Raw genomic sequence first — 11,711 nt, forward strand, 5'->3', positions numbered from 1 at the left:
GGGACGTACTTGCAGCGTCCCCCGCGCAGCCCACCCGCCCGGCCAATCCCAGCTTTTGCTTTCGACCCCCGCCACGAGGGGCTCAGCCGTTGGCCGGACCCCGCGACAAACCAGCACACGTGCGCAATCCCATCGAACGTCGGACAATGGAACCCTTGGCGGCCCGCCACGCCGCCCCTCCCGCTTTCCGCTGCAAGGAACTCCCCCATGGCCGCCCGCAAGTCCTCCTCTCCCCTGATCGAAGTCACCGCCCGCCGCGGCCAGCCGCTGGGCATGGCACCGGCCACCTTCCTGCGTGACTTCTGGCAGAAACGCCCGCTGCTGATCCGCAATGCCTTCCCGGATTTCCAGACCCCGGTACAGCCGGAAGACCTGGCCGGCCTGGCCTGCGAAGAGGGCGTGCTGGCCCGCCTGATCGAGCACGACAAGGCCCAGGACAGCTGGCGCGTGCGCAGCGGCCCGTTCCAGGAAGAGATCTTCCCCGCCCTGCCCGACCACGACTGGACCCTGCTGGTGCAGGACGTGGACAAATGGGACAAGGATGTGCGCGCCCTGATCGAACACTTCAGCTTCCTGCCGCGCTGGCGCATGGACGATGTGATGATCAGCTTCGCCACTACCGGGGGCTCGGTCGGTGCCCATGTCGACCAGTACGACGTGTTCCTGCTGCAGGCCCACGGCCACCGCCGCTGGCAGATCGATGCCAGTGAATCGATCAAGGGCAAGCGCCCGCCGCTGGGCTTCCGCCCCGACGTGGAACTGAAGCTGCTGGAAGTGTTCAAGCCGACCCATGACTGGGTGCTGGCGCCGGGCGACATGCTGTACCTGCCGCCGAACGTGCCGCATCACGGCGTTGCCGAAGACCCGTGCCTGACGTTCTCGTTCGGCATGCGCGCACCGTCTTCGGCCGAGCTGATCAGTGACTACCTGGACACGTTGATCGCCGACGCCGACGAGAACATCCGCTACCAGGACGCCGACCTGAAGGCGCCGGCCGACCCGAACGAAATCGACACCGTGGCGATGGCGCGGGTGATCACCGCGCTCAACGCCATCCGCATGAACGATCCGGACAAGCTGGGTGACTGGTTCGGCCGCTTCATCACCACCTACCGCGCCGCCGGCGAGGTGATGGCCCACCAGGCCGCGCCGCCGCAGGAAGAAGTGCTGGAGGCCCTGCAGTCGGGCCTGCTGCTGCAGCGCCACCCGTGGGCGCGCCTGGCCTGGCGCCGGGCCAAGCGCGGTGCCAGCCTGTATGTCAGTGGCCAGGACTTCGCCCTGCCGGTCAAGGACGCGCAGCGCCTGGCAGGTGCCGAGCAGCTCGACGCCGCCGCCTACCGCGGCCTGTCCGACAAGGGCCGTGCGGTGGTCCAGCAGTTGCTGGTCGGCGGCGTGTTCCAGCTGATCGATCCGAACGAGGTGTACGCCGACGAGGAGGAAGAGGTGCTGGGTGAAGTGATCGAGGGCCACGAGCAGGTCGAGGTGATCGAGGCTGACTCGATGTCCGATGACGTCCATCTGGTGACCGTGCACGACGACGGCATTGAAGTGATCGTCAACTTCGATGACCACGACGAGGACGACAGCGACCCCGGCCGCGGCTGAGCCATGAGCCCGCTGCGGGTCCAGCAGGTCAGTCACGCCGAGGCCCACGTCGCCATCCACGACGTGCGCCAGCGGGTGTTCGTGCAGGAACAGGGCATCGACGCCGCCCTCGAACGCGATGCCCTGGACCCGGTCTGTGCCCACGTGCTGGCACTGGATGCCGACGGGCAGCCGGTCGGCACCGGGCGGCTGGCGCCGGATGGCCGCATCGGCCGCATGGCGGTGCTGGCGGCGTATCGCGGCCACGGCGTTGGCGAGGCCCTGCTTGAGGCACTGGTGCAGGCTGGGCGCGAGCTCGGCCTGGCCGAGCTGCACCTGCATGCGCAGCTGCCGGCACGCGACTTCTACGCCCGCCAGGGGCTCCTTCCTGATGGCCCCGAATTCGAAGAAGCCGGCATCGGCCACCAGCAGATGCGGCGCCGGCTGCAGGCCGTTTCCGCCATCGACAGCCGCGCCGAAGCGGTGGCGATCACCACGGCGATCATCCATCGCGCCCGCCGCCGGTTGTGGCTGCACAGCCGGCAGCTGGACCCCGGCCTGCTGGACGCGCCACCGGTACAGGCAGCCCTGCGCCGCTTCGTCACCGCCCGTCACGACAAGCAGCTGCGGGTGATCGTGCATGACGCCGCAGCCATCGCCAGCGCCGGTGCGCCGCTGCTGGCGCTGTTCCAGCGCCTTCCCAGTGTGATCCAGTTCCGCGAGGTCGCCGATCCGATCGATCGCGCCCTGGCCTCGGCCTGCCTGCTCAACGATGCAGGCGACTTCTACTTTCGTCTCATCGGCCATCGCCTCGACGGCGAATCGGCAATCGCGCTGCCGGCACGTTCGCAGCCGTTCGAGCAGCAATTGCAGCGTGTCTGGGACCGTTCGCGCGAATGCAGCGAATTGCGCGCACTCGGCATCTGACCGCGACCGGTGCGCTCAACCTGTCTGGGACCGACACCGGGGGACGCCCGATGCCCTCGTCGCTGCCCCTTCGTGTCCGGATGGGGGTACAATTTGGCCGTTTGAACGCGCCCGTGCATGGCTATTCATCTTCGTGCCGGGTCCTTCTGAAGCCATACCCCACAAAGCGAATCAGCACCCTCCATCGTGGACAATCAACTGAAGCAGTTTGCGCAATCTTCGCAACTCGCCGGCGGCAACGCCTCCTATGTCGAGGACCTGTACGAGCAGTACCTGGTCTCCCCGGATAGTGTCGATCCCAAATGGAAAACCTACTTCGACGGCTTCAAGGGCCGCGAAGCGGGCGACATTCCGCACTCGGCCGTCATTTCCCACATCGCGGACGCGGCCAAGGATGCGCTGAAAGCAGGCACCGGCACCGGTGCAGGCGATGAGCGCGAGCGCAATGTCGGTCGTCTGATCACCGCCTACCGTTCGCGTGGTCATCTGGACGCCCGCCTGGACCCGCTGGGCCTGGCCGCGCCGGTCAACACCCCGGACCTCGGCCTGCCCTTCCACAACCTGTCCGATACTGACCTCAACAGCGAGTTCAGCACCGGCGGCGTGGGTGGCCAGCCGCGCATGAAGCTGCGTGACCTGCTGGCGCGCCTGAAGGCGACCTACACCGGTTCGATCGGTGCGGAGTTCATGCACATCTCCGAGGTCGAGCAGCGCCAGTGGATCTACAAGAAGCTGGAACTGGCCGGTGGCAACTACCAGCTGGACGCTGACACCCAGCGCCGCACGCTGGAGCGCCTGACCGCCGCCGAAGGCCTCGAGCGCTACCTGCACACCAAGTACGTCGGCCAGAAGCGCTTCTCGCTGGAAGGCGGCGACTCGCTGATCCCGATGATGGACACCATCATCCGCAGCGCCGGCAAGGATGGCGTCAAGGACGTGGTGATCGGCATGGCCCACCGCGGCCGCCTGAACGTGCTGGTCAACACCCTCGGCAAGAACCCGCGCAAGCTGTTCGACGAATTCGAAGGCAAGTTCGAGCACGACGAGCACGCCTCGGCCGGCGATGTGAAGTACCACATGGGCTTCTCCGCCGACGTGGCCACCGAGGGTGGCCCGGTGCATCTGGCCCTGGCGTTCAACCCGTCGCACCTGGAAATCGCCGACCCGGTGGTTGCCGGCTCGGTGCGTTCGCGCCAGGAACGCCGCAAGGACACCGCACGCAAGCAGGTGATGCCGATCCTGATCCACGGCGACGCGGCCTTCTCCGGCCAGGGCGTGGTCATGGAGCTGTTCCAGATGTCGCAGGCCCGCGGCTTCGCCGTTGGCGGCACCGTGCACATCGTGGTCAACAACCAGGTCGGCTTCACCACCTCCAATCCGCAGGACACGCGCTCCACGCGCTATGCCACCGACGTGGCGAAGATGATTGCCGCCCCGGTGCTGCACGTGAACGGCGATGATCCGGAAGCGGTGGTGTTCGCCGCGCAGCTGGCGTTCGAGTTCCGCCAGAAGTTCGCCAAGGACGTGGTCATCGACCTGATGTGCTACCGCCGTTGGGGCCACAACGAGGCCGACGAGCCGGCGATCACCCAGCCGCTGATGTACCAGGTGATCCGCAAGCACGCCACCACCCGCGAGATGTACGCCGAGCAGCTGGAAAAGGCAGGCGTGATCGCCGCCGGCGCCGGCAAGGCGATGGTCGATGCGTACCGCGAGAAGCTCGATGCCGGTGAAGTGACCACCGAGCTGGCCAAGGTCGAAAAGACCCCGCCGACCAGCCCGCTGTTCGTTGATTGGCCCAAGCTGCTGGAAGGCAAGCTGTCCGATCCGGTGTCGACGAAGGTCGACAAGGACAAGCTGGTCGCGCTGGCCAAGCTGATCAACACCGTGCCCGAAGAAGTGCAGCTGCACTCGCGCGTGTCCAAGGTGTACGACGACCGCCGCAAGATGGCTGCCGGCGAGATCCCGGGCGACTGGGGCTTTGCCGAGAACCTGGCCTACGCCACCCTGCTGGACGAAGGCAGTGCGCTGCGCCTGGTCGGCCAGGACGTCGGCCGCGGTACGTTCACCCACCGCCACGCGATCCTGCACGACCAGAAAACCGACAACTACTACCTGCCGCTGCGGCAGCTGGTGGATTCGCCGGAGAAGGCCACCGTCATCGATTCGCTGCTCAGCGAAGAAGCAGTGATGGCCTACGAGTACGGTTTCTCGACCACCGATCCGAACACCCTGTGCATCTGGGAGGGCCAGTTCGGCGACTTCGCCAACGGCGCCCAGGTGGTGATCGACCAGTTCATCGCCGCCGGCGAAGCAAAGTGGGGCCGCATCTCCGGCCTGACCCTGCTGCTGCCGCATGGCTATGAAGGTCAGGGCCCGGAACACAGCTCGGCGCGCCTGGAGCGCTTCCTGCAGCTGTGCGCGCTGGAGAACATGCTGGTGGTGGTGCCGTCGACCCCGGCGCAGGCCTTCCACATGCTGCGTCGCCAGCAGCACCTGACCACCCGCAAGCCGCTGGTGGTGATGTCGCCCAAGTCGCTGCTGCGCCACAAGCTGGCCGTGTCGACCCTGGACGAGCTGGCCAATGGCGAGTTCCAGCACCTGATCGGCGATGCCAATGCAGATGCCAAGAAGGTCAAGCGCGTGGTGCTGTGCTCGGGCAAGGTCTACTACGACCTGCTGGAAGACCAGACCAAGCGTGGCCAGGACGACGTGGCGATCATCCGCGTGGAGCAGCTGTATCCGTTCCCGCGTGCGCTGCTGGCTGCCGAACTGAAGAAGTACGGCAAGGCCACCGACGTGGTGTGGACGCAGGAAGAACCGCAGAACCAGGGCGCGTGGTACCAGATCCGCCACCACCTGCAGTTCTGCCTGGCCGATGGCCAGAACCTGCACTACGCCGGTCGCGCACGTTCGGCTTCGCCGGCTGCCGGTCACATGGCTGACCACGTCCGCGAACAGCAGCAGCTGGTCGCCGATGCACTGGTCAACCCGTTCAACGACTCGTTCGCTGAATAACTCTCCCCCTATTTAGAAGACAAACCAGGAAGCTCCCGCATGGCCACCGAAGTCAAAGCCCCGGTACTGCCCGAATCCGTCGCCGACGGCACCATCGCCACCTGGCACAAGAAGGTGGGCGACGCCGTCAAGCGCGACGAAAACCTGCTTGACCTGGAAACCGACAAGGTCGTCCTGGAAGTGCCGTCGCCGGTCGATGGCGTGATCAAGGAAATCAAGTTCAAGGAAGGCGACACCGTCACTTCCAGCCAGGTCGTGGCGATCATCGAAGAAGGCGCCGTGGCTGCTGCACCGGCCCCGGCTGCCGAAGAGAAGAAGGCTGAGGCCGCTCCGGCCGCTGCTGCTCCGGCCGCCGCCGCTGCCCCGGCCCCGGCTGCCAAGTCGGCTGCCGACGCGCTGCCGCCGGGCGCCCGCTTCACCGCCATCACCGAAGGCGTGAACCCGGCCGACGTCGACGGCACCGGCCGTCGCGGCGCCGTCACCAAGGAAGACATCGTCAACTTCGCCCGCAACGGCGGCGCCGGCAAGGCCGGTGGCGCACGTCCGGAAGAACGCGTGCCGATGACCCGCATCCGCAAGCGCATCGCCGAGCGCCTGATGGAGTCGAAGAACTCCACCGCCATGCTGACCACCTTCAACGAAGTCGACCTGTCCAAGGTGTCGGCGGCGCGCAAGGAACTGCAGGACGAGTTCGTCAAGGCACACGGCATCAAGCTCGGCTTCATGAGCTTCTTCGTGAAGGCCGCCGCCAACGCGCTGCAGCGCTTCCCGCTGGTCAATGCCTCCATCGACGGCGACGACATCATCTACCACGGCTACTCGGACATCTCGATCGCCGTGTCGACCGAGAAGGGCCTGGTCACGCCGGTGCTGCGCAACGTCGAGCGCATGTCGTTCGCCGACATCGAAAAGACCATCGCCGACTACGCCAAGAAGGCCCGTGACGGCAAGCTGAGCCTGGAAGAACTGCAGGGCGGCACCTTCACCGTGACCAACGGCGGCACCTTCGGTTCGCTGCTGTCGACCCCGATCATCAACCCGCCACAGAGCGCCATCCTGGGCATGCACGCCATCAAGGAGCGCCCGATCGCCCAGAACGGCCAGGTCGTGATCGCGCCGATGATGTACCTGGCGCTGTCCTACGATCACCGCATCATCGACGGCAAGGACTCGGTGCAGTTCCTGGTGGACATCAAGAACCAGCTGGAAAACCCGGGCCGCATGCTGTTCGGCCTGTAAGAGACCTCCCGCCCCTCCGCGCCTGCGCGGAGGGGTTCTGGTAATGCAACAAGGACTATTTCAATGGCTGAACAATTCGACGTCGTCGTCATCGGTGCCGGCCCGGCCGGTTACCACGCTGCCATCCGCGCGGCCCAGCTTGGCCTGAAGACCGCCTGCATCGACGCAGCGCTGGGCAAGGACGGCAAGCCGGCCCTGGGTGGCACCTGCCTGCGCGTGGGCTGCATCCCGTCCAAGGCGCTGCTGGATTCCTCGCGCCAGTTCTGGAACATGGGCCACATCTTTGGCGACCACGGCATCAGCTTCAAGGATGCCAAGATGGACGTCGAAGCGATGGTTGGCCGCAAGGACAAGATCGTCAAGCAGTTCACCGGCGGCATCGCCATGCTGTTCAAGGCCAACAAGGTCGCCGCCTATTACGGCTTCGGCGAACTGCAGCCGGGCAACGTGGTCAAGGTCACCCAGCATGACGGCTCGGTCGTCGAGCTGAAGGGCACCAACGTCATCATCGCCGCCGGTTCGGATTCGATCGAACTGCCGTTCGCCAGGTTCGACGGCGAAACCATCGTCGACAACGTCGGCGGCCTGGACTTCACCGAAGTGCCGGCGCGCCTGGCCGTGATCGGCGCCGGTGTGATCGGCCTGGAACTGGGCAGCGTGTGGAAGCGCCTGGGTTCGGAAGTGACCATCCTGGAAGCGCTGCCGGACTTCCTGGCTGCGGCCGATACCGAAGTGGCCAAGACCGCCGCCAAGGAATTCAAGAAGCAGGGCCTGGACATCCGCCTGGGCGCCAAGGTCTCCAAGGCCGAAGTGACCGGCAAGGGCAAGAAGAAGGAAGTCGCCCTGACCTACACCGACGCCGAAGGCGAGAAGTCGCTGGTCGTGGACAAGCTGCTGGTGGCCGTCGGCCGTCGCGCCGCCACCAAGGGCCTGCTGGCCGAAGGTACCGGCGTCAAGATCAACGAGCGTGGCCAGATCGAAGTCGACGCGCACTGCCACACCGGCGTCAATGGCGTCTGGGCGGTCGGTGACTGCGTGCGCGGCCCGATGCTGGCGCACAAGGGCTTCGAGGAAGGCATCGCGGTTGCCGAACTGATCGCCGGCCTGCCGGGCCACGTCAACTTCGACACCATTCCGTGGGTCATCTACACCGAGCCGGAGCTGGCCTGGGTCGGCAAGACCGAGCAGCAGCTGAAGGCCGAAGGCATCCCGTACAAGGCCGGCAGCTTCCCGTTCGCCGCCAACGGCCGTGCCGTGGCGATGATCGAGCCGGCAGGCTTCGTGAAGGTTCTGGCCCACGCCGAAACCGATCGCATCCTGGGCATGCACCTGGTGGGCGCCAACGTGTCCGAGCTGGTGCACGAAGGCGTGCTGACCATGGAGTTCAGCGGTTCGGCCGACGACCTGGCGCGGATCTGCCACGCCCACCCGTCGCTGTCGGAAGTGGTGCACGACGCGGCGATGGCCGTGAGCAAGCGCGCGATCCACAAGGCGAACTGAGCCATCGGGTAGTGCCGGCCACTGGCCAGCGTTGCTGGATACGAAAAACCCCGCCTCGGCGGGGTTTTTTGTTGGCCGCTTGACCGCCCGCCTGCAACCCGGCCCAATGCAACCGGCCAGGGAATGCTGTGGCCGCCGCCGATTTCCATGGAGTCGTACGATCATGCACCTGTCCCGCTTCTGCCGCCTGCCGATGCTGCTCGGCTTCGCCTTGGCCGGGTGCAATGCCACCCCACCCAGAACCGACTACCGCGCAGCCGAGGTGCAGCCGGTCGAAGTGATGCCGCAACGCGATGGCGACGTGCTGATCCGCTACCACGTGCCTGCCGAGACGCTCTTCCACTCACCCGGCGCGGATGTGCGCACGGCCAGCGATGGCAGCCTGGAAGTATCCCTGCGGCGCTGTGGGATCAAGCAGCCCTGCACGGTGACCCATCCGGCGGCAGCCACCGCCGGCTCGCCGCTGCTGGTTGAATTCGTAGTGCGCCCGCGTGGCCGCATCATCATGGTCTACCGCGATCTGCGCGAACAGGTGTTCCCGGCACCGCCGGCCGCCGCGGCACCCTCATCCTGAAGCCGCCGCCGTACCGGCAGATGGCGGATCAACGCTGCATCGGCCGCGGCGCCGGCTTGGCGGCAGCCCTCTTCGGCGGATCGTCACAGATGCGGTGCTGGACGACCGTTTCCCCGGCCTTCCACTCCTTCACCACCCGGCAGGATTGCTTGGGCGCATCCTCTGCAGTCACCGCGGTGGCGGCCAAAGCAGGATCATGCCCGCGCTCCAGGTAGACCGACTGCGGTTCCTTGCCGAACGCGGGCGCCGCCACCAGCAGCGCCGCCATCGCAATGACGAGCGGCCTCATGCGGTCACCGGGCCGCCGCCCAGCAGGCGTGCCGGCAGCATGAACAGCGCGCGCAGGAAGGCGAACAGTGCCGAGAAGGTGATGCCGAGCAGGCGGAACGGCAGGCTCAGCAGCCACACGAACGGCCAGGCGACCAGCGCCAGGATCGCCAACGGCCAGCACAGCACGAACAGCAGGCACCAGACACCAAGCGCAAACAAGGTCTTCATCAGAGGCTCCCTCGGCGGCACCCCGCCGCCTGCAACCACGTTGCCGCCCTGCCCTGTCGCCCGCAAACGGTTTGCGACGAAACCCGGTTGCGGGGCGATGAAACCTGCCGCTGGAGAGCAGATCCGCCGGGCACGGCCCGGCGCTACCGTAACGCCGTCGGCGCTATTCGAACGAACCGACCGAGTCGTGGGCCAGGTTGTCGAAACGGGTGTATTCGCCGAAGAACTTCAGCTTGCACGAGCCGGTGGGGCCACCGCGGTGCTTGCCGATGATGATCTCGGCCAGGCCCTTGTCCGGCGAATTTTCCTTGTTGTAGTAATCGTCGCGGTAGATGAAGACGATCATGTCCGCATCCTGCTCGATTGCGCCCGATTCGCGAAGGTCGGCCATCACCGGGCGCTTGTCGGTACGTGTTTCCAGCGAGCGGTTGAGCTGGGACAGGGCAATGACCGGTACGTTCAGTTCCTTGGCCAGGCCCTTCAGCGAACGCGAAATCTCGGAAATTTCGGTCGCGCGGTTCTCGCTGTTGCCCGGCACGCTCATCAGCTGCAGGTAGTCGATCACGATCAGGCCCAGGTCGTGCTCGCGCTTGAGGCGGCGGCACTTGGAACGCAGGATCTCCGGCGACACGCCCGGCGTATCGTCGATGAAGATCTTGGTTTCCTTCAACATCTTGATCGCACCGGTCACCCGGCTCCAGTCCTCGTCCTCCAGCTGGCCGGTACGCAGGCGCTGGGCGTTGATGCGGCCATTGGACGAGATCAGGCGCATCGCCAGCTGCGATGCGGACATTTCCATCGAGAACACCGCCACGCCCTTCTTCGACTTAATCGCCGCGTACTCGGCGATGTTCAGGGCGAAGGTGGTCTTGCCCATCGCAGGACGCGCAGCAAGGATGATCAGGTCGGTCGGCTGCAGGCCGGCGGTCATCGCATCGAAATCGGTATAGCCGGTCGGCAGGCCGGTGATGTTGCCGCCATTCTCGAAGCGGTTGCGCAGCTCTTCGAATGCGTCCTTCAACGCACCGGGCATGGCCACGAAGTCGGTACGGCCGCGCGCGCCCTGTTCGGCGATGGCAAATACGCTCTTTTCCGCAGCGGACAGCAACTCGCTGCTGTCGCGACCCTCGGGCTGGAAACCATCGTTGACGATGTCGGTGCCGACCTGGATCAGCTGCCGCAGCACCGCCTTGTCGCGCACGATCTCGGCATAGGCCACGATATTGGCTGCCGACGGCGTGGTGCTGGCCAGTTCGATCAGATAGGCGCCATCGCCCACCAGCTCCATCTTGCCCTGCGATTCGAACCACTCGCCCAGGGTCACCGCATCGAAGGGGCGCTCGCGCTCGGACAGCTCGCGGATCGCCCGGTAGATAATCTGGTGATCGCGGCGGTAGAAGTCACCCTCGGTCAACTGGTCGTTGACCCGGTCGTAGGCCTCCGGTGCCAGCATCAGGCCACCCAGCACCGCCTGTTCGGCCTCCACCGAATGCGGCGGCACGCGCAACTGGTCGATACGCGATTCATCGCGATCGCGATCGAAGCCATCGCCGCGCTCTCTGCGGTTGGAACGGAAGCCGGAACGGGCGGACATGCTGCGGTGTTTCCTGCAAAAAGGGGCCAGACGAGTGTAGGCATGCGCCGACCCCGGCGGCCATGGACAAATCTGTGGATAAGCCGTGGAAGAACGGGGGATATCCGCCTGAGCCTGTCCAGACTGGCGCAAGGGCGTCGCATTGCCTGCGACGGGCGTCGTTGCGACGCCCGAAGCGGGCCATTATCGCAGATGGTAACCGCCGCTGCTGGCGTCAATCGCCCTTGGCATGCACCGCGATCAGGGCCAGGAACCGGTCTACGTAGCCCTGCAGGAACGTCTGCGTGCCCTCGTTGTGGATCGTGCCGTCGGCATCGATCAGGCCATCCTTGAAGTGGATGAACGCCTCGGGCTGGCCAAGCACGTGCATGTCCAGGAAGGCCAGGCTGTTGCGCAGGTGCTGCTGGGCCACCGCCGTGCCGATCTGGCCGATGGAAGCACCGATCACCGCCGCTGGCTTGCCCGCAAAAGCGCTGTCGCCGTAGGGGCGCGAGCCGATGTCGATGGCATTCTTCAACACGCCCGGCACGGAACGGTTGTACTCGGGGGTCACGAACAGCACGGCGTCGGCGGCGCGTACCTGGTCCTTCAGGCGCGTGCCCTGCGCCGGGTAGCTGGCGTCGAAATCCTGGTCGTACAGCGGCAGGTCGCCGATCTGCACGTACTGGAAGCGCGCCTTGTCACCGGCCAGTTTCTCCAGCGCGCGGGCCAGCTTGCGGTTGCATGAGTCCTTGCGCAGGCTGCCGACGAATACAGCAATGGTGGGGATGGACATCA

The 11,711-nt window shown here is 66.0% G+C and carries 10 protein-coding genes; 6 read left to right on the top strand and 4 right to left on the bottom strand.

Annotated elements, in window-relative coordinates; genetic code table 11:
• Window positions 1–207: 207 nt before the first annotated feature.
• The 6 genes from ACUXVE_RS14400 (at window position 208) to ACUXVE_RS14425 (ending at window position 8,842) form a co-directional block, all read left to right on the top strand.
• Complete coding sequence (locus ACUXVE_RS14400; protein ID WP_445514658.1) at window positions 208–1,605, top strand: ribosomal protein uL16 3-hydroxylase; 1,398 nt, start codon at window positions 208–210, stop codon at window positions 1,603–1,605.
• Between the two features lie 3 nt (window positions 1,606–1,608).
• Entirely contained in the window at window positions 1,609–2,511 is a 903-nt protein-coding gene (locus ACUXVE_RS14405) for a GNAT family N-acetyltransferase (protein WP_445514659.1), read from the top strand.
• Window positions 2,512–2,697: 186 nt separating this feature from the next.
• Window positions 2,698–5,529 carry a 2-oxoglutarate dehydrogenase E1 component gene (locus ACUXVE_RS14410; protein ID WP_445514660.1) on the top strand — a complete coding sequence of 944 codons (2,832 nt, stop codon included), beginning with the start codon at window positions 2,698–2,700 and terminating at the stop codon, window positions 5,527–5,529.
• Window positions 5,530–5,568: 39 nt separating this feature from the next.
• On the top strand, window positions 5,569–6,768 hold the full coding sequence (gene sucB, locus ACUXVE_RS14415; protein ID WP_025876796.1) for a dihydrolipoyllysine-residue succinyltransferase: 1,200 nt from the start codon (window positions 5,569–5,571) through the stop codon (window positions 6,766–6,768).
• A 63-nt stretch (window positions 6,769–6,831) separates the two neighbouring features.
• Window positions 6,832–8,268 (top strand): dihydrolipoyl dehydrogenase, encoded by a 1,437-nt coding sequence (gene lpdA, locus ACUXVE_RS14420; protein ID WP_222388866.1) that lies wholly within the window; start codon window positions 6,832–6,834, stop codon window positions 8,266–8,268.
• 163 nt (window positions 8,269–8,431) lie between these two features.
• Window positions 8,432–8,842 carry a hypothetical protein gene (locus ACUXVE_RS14425; RefSeq protein ID WP_445514661.1) on the top strand — a complete coding sequence of 137 codons (411 nt, stop codon included), beginning with the start codon at window positions 8,432–8,434 and terminating at the stop codon, window positions 8,840–8,842.
• Between the two features lie 28 nt (window positions 8,843–8,870).
• Here ACUXVE_RS14425 and ACUXVE_RS14430 read toward each other — a convergent pair whose 3' ends face one another.
• The 4 genes from ACUXVE_RS14430 to ACUXVE_RS14445 form a co-directional block, all read right to left on the bottom strand.
• Window positions 8,871–9,110 (bottom strand): hypothetical protein, encoded by a 240-nt coding sequence (locus ACUXVE_RS14430; RefSeq protein ID WP_445514662.1) that lies wholly within the window; start codon window positions 9,108–9,110, stop codon window positions 8,871–8,873.
• Between the two features lie 17 nt (window positions 9,111–9,127).
• Window positions 9,128–9,340: a hypothetical protein gene (locus ACUXVE_RS14435; RefSeq protein ID WP_025876788.1), complete on the bottom strand. Its 213-nt coding sequence runs from the start codon at window positions 9,338–9,340 to the stop codon at window positions 9,128–9,130.
• Window positions 9,341–9,503: 163 nt separating this feature from the next.
• A complete protein-coding gene (locus tag ACUXVE_RS14440) occupies window positions 9,504–10,934 on the bottom strand; it encodes a replicative DNA helicase (protein WP_445514663.1) in 1,431 nt (476 codons plus the stop codon).
• A 214-nt stretch (window positions 10,935–11,148) separates the two neighbouring features.
• Window positions 11,149–11,709, bottom strand: a complete 561-nt coding sequence (locus ACUXVE_RS14445) for an NADPH-dependent FMN reductase (RefSeq protein WP_117310797.1) — start codon at window positions 11,707–11,709, stop codon at window positions 11,149–11,151.
• Window positions 11,710–11,711: the final 2 nt, after the last annotated feature.

The organism is Stenotrophomonas sp. 3(2025), from assembly GCF_052665395.1.

Coding starts and splice junctions, on each gene's coding strand:
- ACUXVE_RS14430 (WP_445514662.1), bottom strand. CDS start 9,110: ATGGCGGCGCTGCTGGTGGCGGCGCCCGCGTTCGGCAAGGAACCGCAG.
- lpdA (WP_222388866.1), top strand. CDS start 6,832: ATGGCTGAACAATTCGACGTCGTCGTCATCGGTGCCGGCCCGGCCGGT.
- sucB (WP_025876796.1), top strand. CDS start 5,569: ATGGCCACCGAAGTCAAAGCCCCGGTACTGCCCGAATCCGTCGCCGAC.
- ACUXVE_RS14400 (WP_445514658.1), top strand. CDS start 208: ATGGCCGCCCGCAAGTCCTCCTCTCCCCTGATCGAAGTCACCGCCCGC.
- ACUXVE_RS14445 (WP_117310797.1), bottom strand. CDS start 11,709: ATGTCCATCCCCACCATTGCTGTATTCGTCGGCAGCCTGCGCAAGGAC.
- ACUXVE_RS14435 (WP_025876788.1), bottom strand. CDS start 9,340: ATGAAGACCTTGTTTGCGCTTGGTGTCTGGTGCCTGCTGTTCGTGCTG.
- ACUXVE_RS14425 (WP_445514661.1), top strand. CDS start 8,432: ATGCACCTGTCCCGCTTCTGCCGCCTGCCGATGCTGCTCGGCTTCGCC.
- ACUXVE_RS14440 (WP_445514663.1), bottom strand. CDS start 10,934: ATGTCCGCCCGTTCCGGCTTCCGTTCCAACCGCAGAGAGCGCGGCGAT.
- ACUXVE_RS14405 (WP_445514659.1), top strand. CDS start 1,609: ATGAGCCCGCTGCGGGTCCAGCAGGTCAGTCACGCCGAGGCCCACGTC.